This is a genomic window from Haloplanus litoreus, assembly GCF_045690335.1.
GTDB classification, from domain to species: Archaea; Halobacteriota; Halobacteria; order Halobacteriales; family Haloferacaceae; genus Haloplanus; species Haloplanus litoreus.
The window spans coordinates 617,958-634,799 of the sequence record NZ_CP147874.1 but is presented as its reverse complement, the minus strand read 5'-3'; the positions used below and the strand labels follow the sequence as shown (position 1 = coordinate 634,799).

At 68.2% G+C, this 16,842-nt stretch carries 14 protein-coding genes; 11 read left to right on the top strand and 3 right to left on the bottom strand.

Annotation, left to right across the window (positions count from 1 at the left end; genetic code table 11):
- Positions 1-198 precede the first annotated feature (198 nt).
- Entirely contained in the window at positions 199-1,740 is a 1,542-nt protein-coding gene (locus V8686_RS03530; RefSeq protein WP_379702576.1) for a sodium:solute symporter family protein, read from the top strand.
- A 34-nt stretch (positions 1,741-1,774) separates the two neighbouring features.
- The gene (locus V8686_RS03525; RefSeq protein ID WP_379702575.1) at positions 1,775-2,554 is read left to right on the top strand and encodes an SDR family NAD(P)-dependent oxidoreductase; all 780 of its coding nucleotides are present in this window, start codon (positions 1,775-1,777) and stop codon (positions 2,552-2,554) included.
- 24 nt (positions 2,555-2,578) lie between these two features.
- Here V8686_RS03525 and V8686_RS03520 read toward each other — a convergent pair whose 3' ends face one another.
- Entirely contained in the window at positions 2,579-3,343 is a 765-nt protein-coding gene (locus V8686_RS03520) for an SDR family NAD(P)-dependent oxidoreductase (RefSeq protein WP_379702574.1), read from the bottom strand.
- A 267-nt stretch (positions 3,344-3,610) separates the two neighbouring features.
- On the opposite strand from V8686_RS03520, the gene V8686_RS03515 reads away from it, so the two are divergent.
- The 3 genes from V8686_RS03515 (at position 3,611) to V8686_RS03505 (ending at position 6,505) form a co-directional block, all read left to right on the top strand.
- The gene (locus V8686_RS03515) at positions 3,611-4,861 is read left to right on the top strand and encodes an outer membrane protein assembly factor BamB family protein (protein WP_379702573.1); all 1,251 of its coding nucleotides are present in this window, start codon (positions 3,611-3,613) and stop codon (positions 4,859-4,861) included.
- A 232-nt stretch (positions 4,862-5,093) separates the two neighbouring features.
- Complete coding sequence (locus V8686_RS03510; RefSeq protein WP_379702572.1) at positions 5,094-5,306, top strand: hypothetical protein; 213 nt, start codon at positions 5,094-5,096, stop codon at positions 5,304-5,306.
- A 53-nt stretch (positions 5,307-5,359) separates the two neighbouring features.
- Positions 5,360-6,505, top strand: a complete 1,146-nt coding sequence (locus V8686_RS03505) for a pyridoxal phosphate-dependent aminotransferase (RefSeq protein ID WP_379702571.1) — start codon at positions 5,360-5,362, stop codon at positions 6,503-6,505.
- A 10-nt stretch (positions 6,506-6,515) separates the two neighbouring features.
- Here the strand turns inward: V8686_RS03505 and V8686_RS03500 are convergent, their stop codons facing one another.
- Complete coding sequence (locus V8686_RS03500) at positions 6,516-8,726, bottom strand: PAS domain S-box protein (RefSeq protein WP_379702570.1); 2,211 nt, start codon at positions 8,724-8,726, stop codon at positions 6,516-6,518.
- Between the two features lie 123 nt (positions 8,727-8,849).
- Here V8686_RS03500 and V8686_RS03495 point away from each other — a divergent pair, with 123 nt between their 5' ends.
- The 3 genes from V8686_RS03495 (at position 8,850) to V8686_RS03485 (ending at position 11,505) form a co-directional block, all read left to right on the top strand.
- Complete coding sequence (locus V8686_RS03495; protein ID WP_379702569.1) at positions 8,850-9,761, top strand: DUF5995 family protein; 912 nt, start codon at positions 8,850-8,852, stop codon at positions 9,759-9,761.
- Positions 9,762-9,884: 123 nt separating this feature from the next.
- Complete coding sequence (locus tag V8686_RS03490; RefSeq protein WP_379702568.1) at positions 9,885-11,048, top strand: thiolase C-terminal domain-containing protein; 1,164 nt, start codon at positions 9,885-9,887, stop codon at positions 11,046-11,048.
- Positions 11,041-11,505, top strand: coding sequence for a Zn-ribbon domain-containing OB-fold protein (locus tag V8686_RS03485; protein ID WP_379702567.1), 465 nt, complete (start codon positions 11,041-11,043; stop codon positions 11,503-11,505). The genes V8686_RS03490 and V8686_RS03485 overlap by 8 nt, the downstream gene beginning before the upstream one ends.
- Positions 11,506-11,594: 89 nt before the next feature.
- On the opposite strand, the gene V8686_RS03480 is transcribed toward V8686_RS03485, so the two are convergent.
- The gene (locus tag V8686_RS03480) at positions 11,595-13,238 is read right to left on the bottom strand and encodes a Na+/H+ antiporter NhaC family protein (protein ID WP_379702566.1); all 1,644 of its coding nucleotides are present in this window, start codon (positions 13,236-13,238) and stop codon (positions 11,595-11,597) included.
- A 439-nt stretch (positions 13,239-13,677) separates the two neighbouring features.
- On the opposite strand from V8686_RS03480, the gene dctP reads away from it, so the two are divergent.
- The 3 genes from dctP to V8686_RS03465 are packed head-to-tail and all read left to right on the top strand — an operon-like array spanning position 13,678 to position 16,805.
- Entirely contained in the window at positions 13,678-14,910 is a 1,233-nt protein-coding gene (dctP, locus tag V8686_RS03475; protein WP_379702565.1) for a TRAP transporter substrate-binding protein DctP, read from the top strand.
- A gap of 9 nt (positions 14,911-14,919) precedes the next feature.
- A complete protein-coding gene (locus V8686_RS03470; protein WP_379702564.1) occupies positions 14,920-15,495 on the top strand; it encodes a TRAP transporter small permease in 576 nt (191 codons plus the stop codon).
- Positions 15,492-16,805, top strand: coding sequence for a TRAP transporter large permease (locus V8686_RS03465; protein WP_379702563.1), 1,314 nt, complete (start codon positions 15,492-15,494; stop codon positions 16,803-16,805). The genes V8686_RS03470 and V8686_RS03465 overlap by 4 nt, the downstream gene beginning before the upstream one ends.
- The last annotated feature ends 37 nt before the right edge of the window (positions 16,806-16,842 follow it).

The following is a 16,842-nucleotide window of genomic DNA, read 5'->3' as shown; positions in this document are numbered from 1 at the left end:
TCTGCATCAGTATATTTAAGTAAGGGTGTTTTCATTGTGGTGTCGTACCATGAGCAGTGGTGGCAATGTACCACGGGGGTCAGTACCGGCGTGGCCTCACGAGCAGGGAGTACGATCGTCCGTAAGCGACTCGGCTCGTCCGGCTGACGGGAACGTCGGGGAAGCCGGCCCCATCGAGACGAAACGGAGGACGTAGCGATGGCATTCGACATCAAGACCGGCATTTATGTGGTGTACCTCCTCTTCGTCCTCGGCATCGCCGTCTACTCCTACGGCAAAATCGACGGGCCCGAGGACCTGCTGGTCGCCGGATTCGAACTCCCGCTTCCGTTCGTTACCGGGAGCCTGATCGCCAGCCTGTTGACCGCGACGTACTTTTTCACCGCCGTCGGCCTCGGTTTCAACACGGGCGGCTGGGAGGCGACGGCCGTCCTCACGGGTCTCGGCTCGACGATGATCCTGGGCGGCATCATCTGGACGAAGCCGCTTCGCCGTCTCCGCGGGTGGACGATGAGCGACTACTACTACCGTCGATTCGGGGAGAGCAAGATAATCGGCGCGTACGCCGGCGTGTTGATGTGGGTGGCGTTCAACATCTTCCTCGTCGGCGCACTCACCACGGGCGGGGCGTATATCGTCGCCGCCGTTCTGAACATCGACTTCACGACGGCCGTGTTCATCACCGCGGCCATCACGGCGCTGTACAGTATGCTCGGTGGGTTGTGGGCCGTCGCCTACACCGACACACTGCAGGCGTTCATCGGGCTGGCCGGCCTGTTCTTCGGTGCGTTCCTGCTGTTCGGCGACGTCGGCTGGGGGACGCTCGGTGGCACGAGCCACTGGAACGTCCCGCACCTGCTCACCGCCAGCGGGACCACGTTCTGGGCGTTCTTCATCGTGTTCGCCGTGGGCGACCTGCCCGCGGCCGACATCGGGCAGCGCGTCGCCGGCTCCGACAGCCCGGACACGGCGCGGAAGGCGATGCTCGTCGCCGGAACGATCATCGTCATCGTCGGCTTCCTGCCCGGGTTCATCGGCGAAGCGCTCCAGCCGCTCTACTCGAATCCCGAAAACGCCGAGCGGCTGTTCATCCAGTACATCGACAGCGAGATGCATCCGGTCATCGGGGGCATCGTCCTCTCGTCGATTGGGGCGGCGGCGATGTCCACCCTCGACTCGGCGTACGTGGCGGGCACCGCCTGCCTCCTGAAGAACGGCTACCTCGACGTCATCAACCCGGACGCGTCGGACGACCGGCTGATGCTCTACTCGCGCATCCTGATCGGCTTCTCGGCGCTCGTCGGCGCACTCCTCGCGGCCTACTTCCAGAAGGCGCTGTTCCTGTCGGTGCTGACGTTCGACCTCATCTTCGTGACGCTCGTGCCTCCGCTCATCTTCGGGGTGTACTGGAAACAGACCAACGAGAAGGCGACCATGCTCTCGATTACGGTGGGGCTGGTCACGTACATCCTCCTCTACCAGTTCGGGAACCCACTGGCGTTTACGTCCGACGCCTTCGGACTCAGCCTCGTCGCCTCGATGTGGAGTACGGTCAACTGGGTGCCGTCGGTCCTCCTTTCCACCACCGCCATCGTCGTCGGCTCGTACGTGTGGAAGCCGGCCGACACCTCGCTGGATGCCTACGAGCGCCAACACGACCCGAGCCACGACCACACCGACTCACCCGAGATGTTCGGTAACGCAACGAACCAGCCCGGACAGACGTACGCCGAGGACTGACGCCGAACAGCAGTTCTCCCGACCTACCTGACATATGATACACGACACCGAGAACGGACGGGGCCGCTTGGCCGGCAGCAGCGCACTCGTAACCGGTGCCTCCCGCGGTATCGGGAGTGCAATTGCCGTCGCGTTCGCCCGGGAGGGCGCTGACGTGGCGATAAACTACTATTCGAACGACTCCGCCGCGGCGGCGACTGCGGACGAAGCCCGCGACGCCGCGCCTCCCGGAACGGACGTGACGACCGTCCAGGCGGACGTCTCGAACGAGGACGCCGTCGACGAACTGTTCGATACCGTCCGGGACCGACTCGGTAGCCCCGACGTCCTGGTGAACAACGCGGGGGTCCTATCCCACGCCCGCGTGACCGACATGTCCGTCGACGAGTGGGACCGGATTCTCGACACCAACCTTCGCGGGACGTTTCTCTGCACGCGTCGTGCGCTCGACGACATGCAGGCGGCGGGTTCGGGGAGAATCATCAACGTCACGTCCGACCTCGGGCATCTCGGGGCGGAGGAACTCGCCCACTACAGCGCCTCCAAGGGTGGGATGATAGCGTTCACCCGGGCCGTCGCCCGGGAAGCGGCGCCGGACGTTCGCGTCAACGCCATCGCGCCGGGTCCCATCGAGACGGAGATGCTAACCGAGGACGTCTCGCCGGAACGGCAAGAAGAGGAGGCCGACATCCCGATGCAGCGGGTGGGCGAACCGGAGGAAGTCGCGCCGGCAGCGGTGTTCCTCGCGAGCGACGACGCGAGCTTCTTCACGGGCCAGACGCTCGACCCGAACGGCGGCTCGGCGATGTACTGACCGGCGACGGCTTCCGGCCGGCGGTCACTCCGCCATGTAGCCGCCGTCGACGACGAGGTTGTGGCCGGTGATGTAGCCCGCCTCGTCGCTCGCGAGAAACACGGCGGCGTCGGCGACGTCCTCCGGTCGGCCGTCCCTCCGGAGCGGGATGCTGTCGGTGTACTCGCCGATGACTTCCTCCTCGTCTTGTTGGGTCTGTGCCGTCTCGATGATGCCCGGGTTGAGGGCGTTCACCCGAATCCCGTGCGGTCCCTGTTCGACGGCGAGTTCGCGGGTCAGGTTCGCGACGCCGCCTTTCGACGCGCAGTACGCCGACGACCGGTCGTAGCCCGCGAGCCCGGCAATCGACGAGAGATTGACGATTGCACCCCCGTCGCCTTGCTCCTGCATCGCGTCGATTGCCACCTTCGAGCCGAAGTAGACGCCCTTGAGGTTGACGTCCATGACCCGATCGTACGTCTCCTCGTCGACGTTCGTAATGTCCGTCTGTGGTGGGAAGATGCCCGCGTTGTTCACCATGACGTCGAGGCTCCCGTACGTCTCCCTCGCTTCGGCTACGGCGCGCTCGACGTCGGCAACCGAGGAGACGTCGGTCCTGACGAACGTACTCGTCCCCCCGTCCGCGACGATGCTCTCGTGTGTCGGCGTGCCACCCTCGCGGGGGTTCTCGCGCGTGTCGGCCACGACGACGCCGGCTCCTTCCTCGGCGAACCGCTTTGCGATGGCCCGGCCGATTCCGGACGCCGCGCCGGTCACTACTGCGGTCCGTTCCGTGAGTCGTTGTGTCACGAATTCGTTGGGCGGTTCCGAATCGGTTAGTTGCTTCGAATCGCGACCCGACGCGAGTTCGGCCGGGGGTGCCCCATTCGTCACCGCGGACGGCGACGACCACTCCTGCCAACTGATGTGTTCGAACCCCGGGCACTCACCGCCTGGTGGGACCGTTCCTTCGGACGTTCGCCCCCTCCAGCCGCGCGGCTCCGTCGACCCACTACGGTCGCGCCGGCCCTCGCGACGCCCCCACCACTATACCCGCCGCCGCCCACTCCCCACGATATGCCACCCTCTCGACGCGCCGTCCTCGGCGCCATCGGCCTCGCAGCGACCGGCGGCGTCGCCGGCTGTCTCGACTCGTCCACCCCCGGCCGCATCGACGACGCCGGACTCCCGGCGTCGGCGGCGGCGACGACGTCGTTCCGCGGCGGCCTCCACCGACGGGGCGTCTACCCCGACGCGACGGTCCCCGCGGAGCCACGCGTCGAGTGGACGCTCCGTGGCGTGAACACGGGCGACCACACGGCGGCGAAGGCGAGTCCCGTCGCGACGCCCGAGGGTGATCTCGTGGTTCCCGGCGACGCCGGCGACGTGCGGCGGGTGAACCCGGACGGCGACGTCGTCTGGACGGCCGCCGTCGAGGAGACGGCCCGGGGGATTCACGGCACGCCCGTCGTCGCCAACGGAACGGTCTACGTCGGTGCCTACGACGGCGCGCTCTACGCGTTCGACCTCGGGACTGGCGAGCGGTTCTGGCGGCGGGTGCTCGGCGACGCCATCGGATCGAGTCCGGGGTATCACGACGGCACCGTCTACATCGCCGTCGAGTATTACGACCCGAGCGGCGCGATGTTCGGCGTCGACGCCGTCACCGGTGAGGTGGTCTGGGCGGACCACCGGCCGACGGATCACCCTCACTCGACGTGCGCGCTCGACCGCGAGACGGAACGCCTCGTCGTCGGCTCGAACGACGGCACCCTGTACGCGTGGACGTATCCGGACCTGACGTTCGCGTGGTCGTTCTCGACCGGCGACGCGATCAAGGGCCCCATCGCGACCTACGACGGGAGCGCCTTCTTCGGATCGTGGGACGAGCACGTCTACCGGGTCGCCCTCGACGACGGGGCACGGGAGTGGGCCGCCGAAACCGGGGATATGGTGATGTCCGGGCCGGCGGTCGAGGCGGCGACCGGCACCGTCTACGTCGGGAGTCACGACTCGCGGCTCCACGCGCTCGACGCCGTGACCGGGAACACGCGGTGGACGTTCGACACCGACGGGTCGATCATCGGCTGTCCGACCGTCGCCGGCGATCACGTCCTCGTCGGCTCCTACGACCGGACCTGTTACGCCCTGGAGAAACTGACGGGCGAGGCCCGCTGGACCGTCGACGGCGTCGGCTACGTGACCAGCGCACCGACGGTCGTCGACGGTGCGGTCTACTTCACCGACCGTGCGTCCGAGGCACACCTCGACGGCGGCGACGGCCCGACGGGTGGGCTGTACAAGGTCGGCCCCGCAGCCGGTGGGTGACGCGAACGTGACACAGTGGGTGCCGCTCGGCCGGACCGAGCGTCGCTCGACGTGTCGGCGACGGCGTGGCTGTCATCGGTGTGGCGCCACTCCGTCAGGGTGTTGATCCAGTCGCCCACGAGTAACTCTCCCGAACGGCCATCCCTCTGTCACCTCGCGTCGATCCGTCGCCCGGTCCAACGTTTTGAGAATCGTCGACGCCACCTATACGCCAGTCGAACCGATATTGTGTATGACCACCACAACCATCGAACGGGTTCAGGAACTACTCGACGCCGTCTTGCAGGATACGACCGACGAGGAGGCCCGTTTCAAACTTCGAACGGCCATCCAACTCCTCGAAGCCATCGAAGAGAACCACGGGCAGGCGAACGAAGTCCTCGAGAACCTGGAAATCGGGGCGGAGACCCGCGACCGACTCGCCGACCTGGGCTACCTGGAGTAGCGCCCGGCAATCGGTGCGTATTCCCGTCCCCTCGTCGTATCCCCCTGTCACCGATGGTCTCCGAGCGCGCAGCCGACGTGACCCCGTTTCTGGCGATGGACGTGCTAGAGCGGGCGAACGAACTGGATGACGTGATCCACCTGGAGGTGGGCGAACCGGACTTCTCCCCGCCCGACCGGGTCGTCGAGACGGCCGTGGAGTCGGTGCGGGCCGGCAACACGAACTACACTGCCGCGCGGGGCAAGCCGGCTCTCCGGCGGGCCATCGCCGCCCACTACGCCCGCGAGTACGGCGTCGACGTCGACCCCGGCCGCGTCGTCGTCACACCCGGGTCCTCGCCCGGCCTGTTGCTGGCGATGGCGGCCCTCGTCGACCCGGGCGACGAGGTTGTCCTCACCGACCCCCACTACGCCTGCTATCCGAACTTCGTGCGGACGGTCGGGGGACGCGTCGAGACGGTACCGCTCCGGCCCGCCGACGGTTTCCGCCCCCGCGTGCCGGCGTTCGAGCGAGCGATGGGCGCGGACACCCGGGCGCTCTTGCTCAACTCGCCCGCCAACCCCACGGGCGCCGTGATGGACGGCGACACCCTCGCGGACCTCGTCGCCCTCGCGGCCGACCACGACGCCACGCCGGTCGTCGACGAGGTGTACCACGGGCTCTCCTACGACGTGGCGGAACACACCGTCCTCGAGTACACGGACGACGCCGTCGTTCTGAACGGCTTCTCGAAGCGGTTTGCCATGACGGGGTGGCGACTCGGGTGGCTGATCGTTCCTCCGGACCTCGTCGACGCGGTGAACCGCCTCGCACAGAACCTGCTCATCTGTGCGCCCAACTTCGTTCAGGACGCGGGCGTCGCCGCTCTGGAGTCGCCCCCGGAGCGACTGGACGCCATCCGGGAGACCTACCGCGAGCGTCGCGACCTGCTGGTCGAGGCCATCTCCGAGTGGGGGCTGGATCCGGGGTACACTCCACAGGGAGCCTACTACCTGCTGGCCGACGTGAGCGACCTACCCGGCGACGCGTTCGACGTGGCGGATCTGTTCCTGGAGGAGGCGGGTGTGGCGGTCACGCCCGGTGCCGACTTCGGCGAGCAGGCAGCCGACTACCTCCGTCTCTCCTACGCGACCGACGCCGACGCCATCCACGAGGCCGTCGACCGCATCGACGCCGTCCTCGCGACGGTCGAGCGGTGAGGCCGACCGCTCACTCGACGACGTCGACGTCCGTAATCTCGAAGCGAGCACCGCCAGCCGCGCTCTCGGTCACGGCGATGGACCAGCCGTGGGCCTCGGCGGCCTCCTCGGCGATTGCCAGCCCGAATCCGCTTCCCTCCGCCGCGGTCGAGTAGCCGCTCCCGAAGATCCGCGCCCGCCGCTCCTCCGGGACTCCCCGTCCGTCGTCTTCGACGTAGAATCCCGTTCCCTCGTCGAGGATGCCGACGGTGACGGTCACCGTGTCGTCCGCGACTTCCGCCCGGCCGCCCGTGGAGCCGGAGTCGCGCTCCGGAGCGTCACTCCCCGTCGGCTGGTCGCCCGTCGACCCGTGTTCGACGGCGTTCCGCAGGAGATTCGCCAGGAGGTGTTGGAGCCGACCCGGATCGGCGCGGATGGCCTGGTCGGCGTCGACGACGAGCGTTCCGCCCGTCGTCTCGACGGTCCCCCAGCACTCGTCGACGGCGTCGGCGAGCGACACGGTCCGGATTTCGTTCACTCGCGTCCCGTCCCGCGCCAGCTGGAGCAGGTCCGAGATCAGTTCGTCCATCCGCTCCAGAGCGGTCGCCGCGCTGTCGAGGTGGTCGCTCTCACACTCCTCGCGTGCCAGTTCTACCCGCCCGTCGGCCACGCTCAGCGGGTTCTTCAGGTCGTGTGAGACGACGCCGACGAAGTCCTCCAGGCGGTCGTTCTGTCGCTGGAGCTCCCGCTCTCGGCGCCGACGCTCGGTGATGTCCGTGGCGACGCCGATGGCTCCCGAGACGGTGTCGTCGTCGTCGAACACGGGCTGGTAGGCCGTCTCGTAGAACCGGCCCTCGATTCGCTGGACGATACTCACTTCCTCGCCGTCGAAGACGCGCTCGAGGGCCTGGATCACCGCCGGCTGGTCGGCGTACCGCTCGAACGCCGACTCGCCGACGACTTCGTCCGGTTCCAGACCGATCGTACTCAGCCCCCGACCTTCGGACAGCGTGAACACGCCGTCGGCGTCGAGGGCGAAGAGGACGACCGGGACGTTCGAGACGACGGTGTCCAGTCGCTCCTTGGTCGCCGCCAGGTCCTCCTCGCGTGCCTTTCGCTCGGAGACGTCACGGCTGATGACGACGAACCGGTCTTCGCCCTCCATGTCGAGGCGTCTGACGTGGACCGCCACCGGAAACGTCGACCCGTCTCGACGGCGATACACGCCCTCCAGACGCCGTCTGTCGCCGACGTCCATCTCCTTCCAGACCGTCCGTGCCTCGTCCGGATCGATCCGCTCGTCGAGGTCCCACACCTTCATCCCGGTGAGTTCCGCGGCGTCGTACCCCGTCTTCTCGCACAACTGGGGGTTCGGGTCGATGACGGTACCGTCGGTGTCGTGGACGTTGATCATGTCCGGCGAGTTCTCGAAGAGGGCTTCGAGACGGGCCGTCGTCCGCTGGAGACGCTCCTTGCGCTCCCGGCGCTCGGTGACGTCCTGAAACTGTGAGAAGATGCCGACCGGGGCGCCGTCGGCGTCGGTCACGACACGGTTGTGCCACTCACAGACGACACGCTCGCCGTCCCCCCGGACGTTCTCGTTGACGAGCTGGAACCCCGATCCGCGCTCTAGCAACCGGTCGATCCGCTCGCCCACCCGTCTCCGGTCGTCGTCGGGCACGATCCGTTCCCACGACGAGCCGATCAGTTCCGCCCGGTCGTAGCCGAGAATCCCCGCCGCGGCGCCGTTGGCACGGACGATTTCGGCGTTTTCGTCCCACTCGACGACGCCGAGGGGCGACTGCTCGAAGAACAGCGAGAGGCGCTCGCGGCTGGCTTCGAGTTCCCGCCGCGAGCGATGCTGATCGACCGCGTTCGCGAGCCGATTGGCCAACACGGCGTACTGGCTGGTGCCGGCGCTCTTCTCGAGGTAGTCGGTGACGCCGGCGGAGATGGCCTCGCTCGCGATTTCCTCGCTTCCCTTCCCGGTGAAGAGGACGAAGGGGAGGTCGCCGTGGGCCTCGCGGACAGCTTCGAGAAAGTCGATGCCGTTCCGTCCGGGCATGTCGTAGTCCGAGACGACACAGTCGATCCCGCCGTCATCTAGACGGTCCATCCCGTCGTTCGCTCCCGCCGCGGTTTCGACGACGAACCGCTCGTCCTCCCGTTCCAGGAGTTGCGCCGCCATCGTCGAGAACGCCGGATCGTCGTCGACGTGCAACACCCGGATCCGTTCGTCCATCTCGACGCGACAGTGGGGACCCGGCCACCAAAGGGGTTCCGCTGGTGTCACGCCCCGCGCTCCCGTCCTCGCACTCGCCGTCGCCGCCACCTATTTCGTCGCGCCCCGCCTCCCCGACACTCGATGGCCGGCTACGCCGCGATGGCCCGACTGCTCGATGCCCGACGCGTCCGAGCCACCCTGGTCTCCCTCCGCACGTCCCCGACACAGCTCCCCAACCACGAGACGGACCCGGCCCTCGTCGACCGCCTGGATCGTCCGTTCGACACCGTCGACGACGTGTACGAGCGCCTGCGCGACCTGGAAACCCGGTTGCGCGCCGCGGGCGACCGACGGGCCGTCTTCCTGACCATCTACACCCGCATGACCGGCGCCGTCCGGGCGGCCATCGCCGACGGTCGGTTCGTCGACCCCCCGTGGATGCGTCGGTACACGGTGACGTTCGCGGACTACTACCGGCGGGCCTTTCTGGCGTTCGAACGCGGCGCGCACGACGCCGTCCCGGTTCCGTGGCGCGTCGCCTTCGGCACCGCCGTGGCGGGCGACGCCCTCGTCGCCCAGGATGCGTTTCTCGGCATCAACGCCCACATCAACTACGACCTCGCGCTGACGCTCCGTGACCTCGGCATCGACCCGCACCGCGCCCGGAAGCGCGCGGACCACCGACGGATCGACGCCGTCCTCGCCGGCCTCGTCGACGCCCAACAGGAGGCGCTGGTCGACCTCTACGCCCCGGGGCTGTCGACCGTCGACGCCACGCTCGGCCGGTTCGACGAGGCGCTCTCCCTCGTCTCGATGACCGAGGGCCGGTCCTGGGCGTGGCGGACGGCCGTCGCGCTGACCGACGTCGGCTGGACGCCGGCCCGCGCGGCCGTCCGGTGGCTACACCGAACGACGGCCACCGGCGGCGCCCACGTCGTCCGCTCGCCGCCGATCGATCCGACGGTGATGGCGGCGCTTCGCCGCGCCGAACGCGAGCGGCCCTCGCTGGACGACGCCCTCGACATCCTCGCGGACCGACTCGACGCGCGGTGAGCGCCGTCCATCGTCGCGTTGTAAGTCAGTGCACGCCCGATCGCACGCCGTCTGGCCATCGGGCGTGCAAACCGTTCCAAACGATCCTATAGGATTAACTCGCTGGGCCGTGACGGCCCCCGTGTGACCGACCCATACATCGCGGCCGTCGGCACCTCCCCGTTCGGCCGCACCGACCTCACGGGCCGGGACCTGTTCGGCGCCGCTCTCACGGAGGCGTTCGAGGGGCTGCCCGACCCCGCCGACGTCGTCGACGCCGTGTACGTCGGCAACCAGTCCGAGTCCTACGAGGGCCAGATCATGTACGGGACGCTCCTCGCGGAGTGGGCCGGCCTGCGCCACGTCCCCGCCGAGCGGGTCGAGGGCTGTGCCGCCGCCGGCGCGATGGCCCTCCGCCACGCCGTCGAGGACGTGCGGAGCGGGCGCCGCGACGCCGTCCTCGCCTGCGGCGTCGAGAAGATGACGGCGGGGGGAACCGCCGGTGCGACGACCGCGCTCTCGGCCGCCTTCGACCGTGCGCTCGAAGTCCGGTCGGGTGTCACGGCGCCGAGCCAGTACGCCCTCCTCGCCCAGCGATACCTGCACGAGACGGACGCGACGGAGCGGGACCTGGCCCGAATCGCCGTGAAGAACCACGCCAACGCCGTCGCCAACCCGCGCGCGCAGTTCCGACGCGAGGTGGACGTCGAGACGGTCCTCGACTCCGACTACGTCGCGCCGCCGCTGAAACTGTACGACTGCGCGCCGGTCACCGACGGCGCCGCCGTCGTCCTCGTCGCGAGCGACGACGTGGCCGCGACGCTCCCGGGCGACACCGTCCGCGTCGCGGGCGTCGCCGCCGGGGCGAACAACATCGCCGTCGCGGAACGAAACCTCACGTTCGTCGAGGGCGCCCACGAGGTGTCGACGCAGGCCTACGACGAGGCCGGCGTCTCGCCCGCCGACGTCGACGTGGCGGAGGTTCACGACGCCTTCACCGTCTCCGAGGCGCTCCTCGCGGAGGCGGCGGGGCTGGCGCCGCGCGGCCGGGGCTACGAGAGCGCGCTCCCGCCCGCCGAGCGGTCGGACGGCTGGACTAGAACACGCCTGAGCACGAGCGGCGGCCTCAAGGCCCGCGGCCACCCCATCGGTGCGACGGGCCTCGCCCAGGCGGTCGAAGTGTACGAACAGCTCACGGGCGCCGCGACGCCCGAGCGACAGGTCGACGGCGCGACGACCGGCCTGCTGATCAACGAGGGTGGCGTCGCCGACGCCGTCACCGTCGCCCACGTCCTCACCCATGTCTGACGACACCACTCCCACGCCGGTGCCGCACAGTCCCGACGAGTACACCGCCGACAGTCCCTTCACCCTCCCCGGGTTCTTCGCGGCGCTCGCCGACGGCGACCTACTGGCCGCGGTCTGTGGGGACTGTGGCGTCCACCTGATCCCGCCGCGACCGGCGTGTTACGCCTGCGGGGGCCGAAACCTGCGTGCCGAGCCACAGCCGCGGACCGGCGACGTCGTCACCTACACCGAGGTCCGCACGCCGCCGCCGGCGCTCGCGGATCGCGCACCCTACACGATCGCAGTCGTCGAACTCGACACCGGCGCGCGCCTGACCGGCCGCCTGACCGTCCCCTACGCCGACGCGACCATCGACATGCGCGTGCGACTCACCACCCGGCCGCCGGCCGACGACGAACTGGCGATGGCTCGGCAGCACGAACGCGACTGGCCGATCCACGAGTTCGAACCGGCCTGACCGGGTCTCGTACGGACGGTTGGACGTCAGTCCGGCGAGTCGCCGACCCGGCCCGCCGAACCATCGGTAACCAGTTACGGCGATCCGTATCAGCCGTCGTCGGTGGGGGGCGCTCCCGAGTCGGCGGTCCCGAGATCACCCGCGGCCTCGCTCGTCTCGACGGCCGCCTCGTCCGCACCCGTCGGATCGATCCCCCGACGCCGGGCGTCGAGGGTCGACAGGCCGTAGACGAGTCCGACGAGTGCGAGGACGCCGACCGGGAGGAGCAGCCAGGGGTTCACCCGGGTGTACCCCCATACGAGCAACAGGAGGGACGCGACGACGACGACGGTGACGGCGTAGTACAGTTGGGTGCGGACGTGATCGATCAGGTCCGCGCCGGTGAACGTCGCCGAGAGGACGGTCGTATCCGAGATGGGCGAGGCGTGATCGCCGAAGATGGCGCCGGAGAAGACGCTCCCGACGATGGCCGCCACCATGGCGTGGCTCCCGGCCAGGTCCCAGGCGACGGGGACGGCGATGGGCGTCACGATCCCCATCGTCCCCCAGGAACTCCCGGTCGAGAAGGCGATGAAGGCGGCGGTGAACAACACCACCACGGGCAACAGCGCGGGGTCGAGCACCTGGCCCGCGATGCCCCCGACGTACTCCCCGGTGCCCAGCGCCTCGACGACGTTGCCGATGGACCACGCGAGGACGAGGATGGTCACCGCGGTCAGCATGATGCCGAAGCCGTCGATGGTCGTGTCGACGCTCTCGCCGAGCGAGAGACGTCCCGTGCCGACGCCGATGGCGTACGTCGAAGCGACCATCGCGAAGGAGCCGAAGATGAGCGCCACCGCGTAGTCGGCGCCGATGATCGTCTCGTAGAGCGACGAGCCGGGGCTGTAGCCGGTCCAGAGCGCCGACCCCAGCGTGACGACGATCAACACCCCGATGGGCAGGAAGAACGCGAGCAGTTCCGGATCCTCGACGTCGGGGTCGCCGAGTTCGGCCGAGACGTCCTGCATGGGTCGTGCGTCGTCGCGGGTCACCTTCCCCGTCGTCGCGGCCCGGTGTTCGGCCGCGAGCATCTCGCCGTAGTCGCGCCCGCTCAACACGACGATACCGACCATGGCGATGGAGAGGATGGCGTAGGTGTTGTACGGAATCGATTGTAGGAAGATGGCGAACGCGTTGGGTATCTCGCTCGCGGCGAGGTCGGTCGCTCCGTACCCCGACTCGATCATGGAGAGTTGGAACGCGACCCACGAGGAGATGGCGAGGGTCGCCACCGGCGCCGCCGTCGAGTCGACGAGGTAGGAGAGCTTCTCCCGGGAGAGACGCAGGTGATCGGAGACGTCGCGCATCGTGCTCCCGACGACCGCCGTGTTGGCGTAGTCGTCGAAAAAGAGGAGGAGCCCCAGGAGCCACGCCGCCACCCCCACCTTCCGGCGGCTGTCGAGGTGGGCGATGGCCCAGTTTCGCACCGCGTGGGAGCCGCCGAGTTGCCAGATCATCGCCACCGCCGATCCGAGCAACAGCGTGAAGATGATGATCTGGGCGTGGAAGGTACTCTCACCGATAGCGGCGACGATCCAGTCGAACGTCTGACTCAGGCCCACCCCGCCCGTGTAGATGACCCCACCGGACCACACGCCGAGAAAGAGCGATAGCACCGCCTTTCGCGTGACGACCGCCAGTCCGATGGCGAACAGTGGGGGGACGAGCGAGAGGGCGCCGAACTCGGCCATGCCCACCGCTACTACGTACTGCCAGTTAGTAGTACCCGGCTCGTCGGCGTGCAAGTTTTGCCAACTTCTACCAGCGACGCACCAGCGGGCTCTGCGTCCACTCGGGCCACGAACGGCGAGTAACGTTCTGGATTAGTGTGTCTTCGAATTACACTGCCTATCCTTGTCGATACGGTCACTCCCTGCCGCTGCCGCGACCCTCGACGCGCCCGCGCGGCGTCACGGCTCTCGGAAAATGGTGTCGAGGCGGATAGAGGAATGACCCGGTGGCCCGTAGCGGCTCGTAGCCGACGACAGACGCTCGATTTCCGTTCGGCTCCCACCCGTCGTTCGACGGGGCCCGGGAGCGACGACACGCCTCTCACAGCCAATGACCACAGACGGACCCACGGACGACCGTACCGAGCCGACGAATCACTCGCGACGAACCCTCTTGCGGATGGCGCCACTCGGCGCGCTCGGCGGCCTCGCCGGCTGCGTCGGCGGGAACGGCGACGGCGCTACCGACACCGACACCGGTACCGGAGGCGGCAGCGGCGGCGGCACCACCGCCCGCTGGGCCGGCACCCAGAACCCCGACACGACCTGCTGGAACCTCGACGGACCCCTCCCCGAGGGACCCGAGGGCTGTGGCCTGGTGTATCCGGTCTTCGAACTCGAGCGCCGCCTCGACGAGCGATCCGACGCCCCGGATCTGGCGCTGATCGGCAGTCAGGAACTCTGCAGCGAGCAGTCCTGCATGTCGAAGCTGGGATCGCAGGTCATCCAGCTCGGCAGTAGCTCCGTCGCCAACTCGGCGAAGATCTGGCCGGAGAACGAAATCTGGAGCATCCCCTACACCTTCCCGGTCCACCAGCGCGCGTCCATCGGGTACAGCTTCGTCCACCCGACCACCTGGGAGGAGTACTGGGTGCCGTTCGCGAAGAAGTACGGCGTGCTCCCGGTCGGATTCGACCCGCCGGGCTACCGCGCCCACCTCGTCGGCACCGGGAGCGACCCGGGGTCGCCGGTGACCTCGCCGGCCGACTTCGAGGGTCGAAAGATCCGCACCACCCAGAGCGACGTGATCTCGACGGCGTTCGACGAACTCGGGATGAATCCGATCACCATCTCCTTCGCCGACACGCTCCAGGGGATGAAATCCGGCGTCGTCGACGGTCTGGAGATCATCCCACCCTACGCCGTCGCGGCCCAGATCACGTCGATCACCGCGCAGGTGACGCTGACCCAGTGGGCGCCCGGTCTCGACCCGATCTGGTGTCGCGTCGACTTCCTCAAGGGGCTCTCGGAGTCCGAACGCGCCGCCTTCGCCGAGGTGACGGGCGACCTCGCCGAGCGGAGCATCCAGCGCGCCGACCGGACGTACGAGCGCTTCCAGGGGCTGAGTTCCGACGCCCCCGTCGAGGGCTCGAACTTCCACACCGGGGGTCCCGACGGCGGGCCGGTGCAGGTCAACTGGCTGAGCGAGAGCCAACTCGACGAGTGGCGGGCACCGGTCGACCCCGTCGACAACCGTGATCTCTACGCCGACGCCATCGACCGGGTCCACGGCGAGTTCACCGATGGCTTCTTCGACCGTCTGCACGGCCTCGCCCGGGAGAGCGGCGTCCCCGACGACGCCGAGAACTTCTCCCTGGACGCCTGGTGGGACGACTATCTGGACCTGATCTAACCGTCGCCGATGGCTTCCACACTCCGCCGGTACGTCCGCACGGCCCTCGACCCGAAGCGCCTGGAGGAGACGCGAATCGGGCGGTTCGAACGCAACGCCGAACTCTACCTCGGCGGCACGCTCCTCGTCGTCTACGGTCTCGTGATCGGCTTCGCGGTCATCCAGCGGACCCTGACGGGCGAACAGGCCCTCTGGGCACAGGAGAGCGCAATCGGGATGTTCGTCTGGGTCGCCTGGCTCTCCGTGGCCTACGTGATCCGCAACGAGGACCACCTACGCTTTACCATGGTCATCTCCGGGCTATCGAACACCGGCCGCTATCTCGTCTACTGGGTCGAGTGGCTGTGCTGGGTCGCCTTCGCCGGCGTGGTGTTCGTCTACTCCCTCCCCGTCTTCGGCAGCTTCCTGTCCCGTGGCGCGACGATCACGGGGACGCGGATTCCCGACGCCGTGACGTATCTGGCGGTGACTGTCGGTGTCGGACTCGTGCTCTTTCGGGTCGTCGAGCAGATGCTCTGGGTGACACACGCGTTCCGACACGGTGAGGATATCACCTACGCCGACGACGAGGTGGTGGGCGAGTGATCCCCGCCCTGCAGACGAGCGTCGCCGGCGTCGACCCCGGCGTCGCCCTCGTCGGCTTGACCGTCCTCGCCGCCGTCATGTTCGTGATCGGCGTTCCAATCCTGCTGGTGTTCTCGACGTGGGCCATCGGCTTCTCGCTGTTTTTCCCGGTGTTCAGCCTGCGGAACATGGCGCTGGTTTCGTACTACCAGCTGTGGACGTTCCCGCTGACTGCGGTCCCCCTGTTCATTCTGGTCGGCGCCCTCGTCAACCAACTGCGCATCGCGCGGGACATCGTCGAGATGTCCCGTGCCGTCGCGGGGTGGCTCCCGGGCAGTTCGGCGAACACCGCCCTCGTCACCGCCGGCGTCTTCTCGGCCATCACCGGTTCCAACGCCGCGACGACGGCGTCGGTCGGGGAGGCCTTCACCGACGAACTGAACGAGGAAGGGTACGACCCCGTCTTCAGCGCCGCCACCATCGCCGCGGGTGGCACCCTCGGGATCATCATCCCACCCAGCGTCCTCTTTATCCTCTACGGCGTCACGTTCAACCTCTCCGTCACCGACCTGTTCGTCGCGGGCATCCTTCCCGGTCTCCTGATGCTCGGTGGGCTCATCGTCACTGCGACGGTCATCTCCCACCGGCAGGGCTACGGCACGACCGAGTACTCGTTCAGCCTCACCGCCATCCTCCGGTCGATGTTGCGGGCGCGAAACTCCCTGCTGGCCATCGTCCTGCTCCTCGGGGGTATCTTCACCGGCATCTTCACGCCCTCGGAATCCGCCTCCATCGCCATCCTCTTCGTCGTCACCGCGGAGTTCCTCTCCGGCCACATCGACGACTTCGACTTCGTCGTGGAGGCGGTCCAGCTCACCGTCTACCTCGTCGGCATCATCATCCCGGTGTTGATCACGTCGATCATGATCCAGCAGGGCCTCTCGTTTCTGAGCCTGCAGGACGCCGTCTCGGACGCGATTCTGGCGCTCGACGCGCCCGTTCTCGTCGGCGCCGCGCTCCTCGTCGTCATGCTGCTGAGCGGCTCGATCCTGGCCTCCATTCCCAACATGATCCTCACCGCGCCGCTGTTGGCGCCGGCGGCTTTCGCCCTCGGCATCTCGCCGCTCATGTGGGGTGTGATCTTCATGATCAGCGACGCCATCGGTTTCATCACCCCGCCCTACGGCCTGAACCTCTACATCATGAGCAGCATCACCGACATCGATTACATCCGTATCGCCCGGGCAGCCCTCCCCTACTTCGTCGTCCTCACGTCGATTCTCGTCCTCTTTTTCGCCGTCCCCGAACTGAACGTCCTCGCCGCCGGCTGAGCGCGGGCCTCGGGGCGGCCCGTCTCCCGCCGCGTGA

Excerpts from the sequence above, each read along its gene's own strand:
- dctP (WP_379702565.1), top strand. The coding sequence starts at position 13,678 with ATGGCGCCACTCGGCGCGCTCGGCGGCCTCGCCGGCTGCGTCGGCGGG.
- V8686_RS03505 (WP_379702571.1), top strand. The coding sequence starts at position 5,360 with ATGGTCTCCGAGCGCGCAGCCGACGTGACCCCGTTTCTGGCGATGGAC.
- V8686_RS03500 (WP_379702570.1), bottom strand. The coding sequence starts at position 8,726 with ATGGACGAACGGATCCGGGTGTTGCACGTCGACGACGATCCGGCGTTC.
- V8686_RS03480 (WP_379702566.1), bottom strand. The coding sequence starts at position 13,238 with ATGGCCGAGTTCGGCGCCCTCTCGCTCGTCCCCCCACTGTTCGCCATC.
- V8686_RS03515 (WP_379702573.1), top strand. The coding sequence starts at position 3,611 with ATGCCACCCTCTCGACGCGCCGTCCTCGGCGCCATCGGCCTCGCAGCG.
- V8686_RS03470 (WP_379702564.1), top strand. The coding sequence starts at position 14,920 with ATGGCTTCCACACTCCGCCGGTACGTCCGCACGGCCCTCGACCCGAAG.
- V8686_RS03525 (WP_379702575.1), top strand. The coding sequence starts at position 1,775 with ATGATACACGACACCGAGAACGGACGGGGCCGCTTGGCCGGCAGCAGC.
- V8686_RS03530 (WP_379702576.1), top strand. The coding sequence starts at position 199 with ATGGCATTCGACATCAAGACCGGCATTTATGTGGTGTACCTCCTCTTC.
- V8686_RS03485 (WP_379702567.1), top strand. The coding sequence starts at position 11,041 with ATGTCTGACGACACCACTCCCACGCCGGTGCCGCACAGTCCCGACGAG.
- V8686_RS03495 (WP_379702569.1), top strand. The coding sequence starts at position 8,850 with ATGGCCGGCTACGCCGCGATGGCCCGACTGCTCGATGCCCGACGCGTC.
- V8686_RS03510 (WP_379702572.1), top strand. The coding sequence starts at position 5,094 with ATGACCACCACAACCATCGAACGGGTTCAGGAACTACTCGACGCCGTC.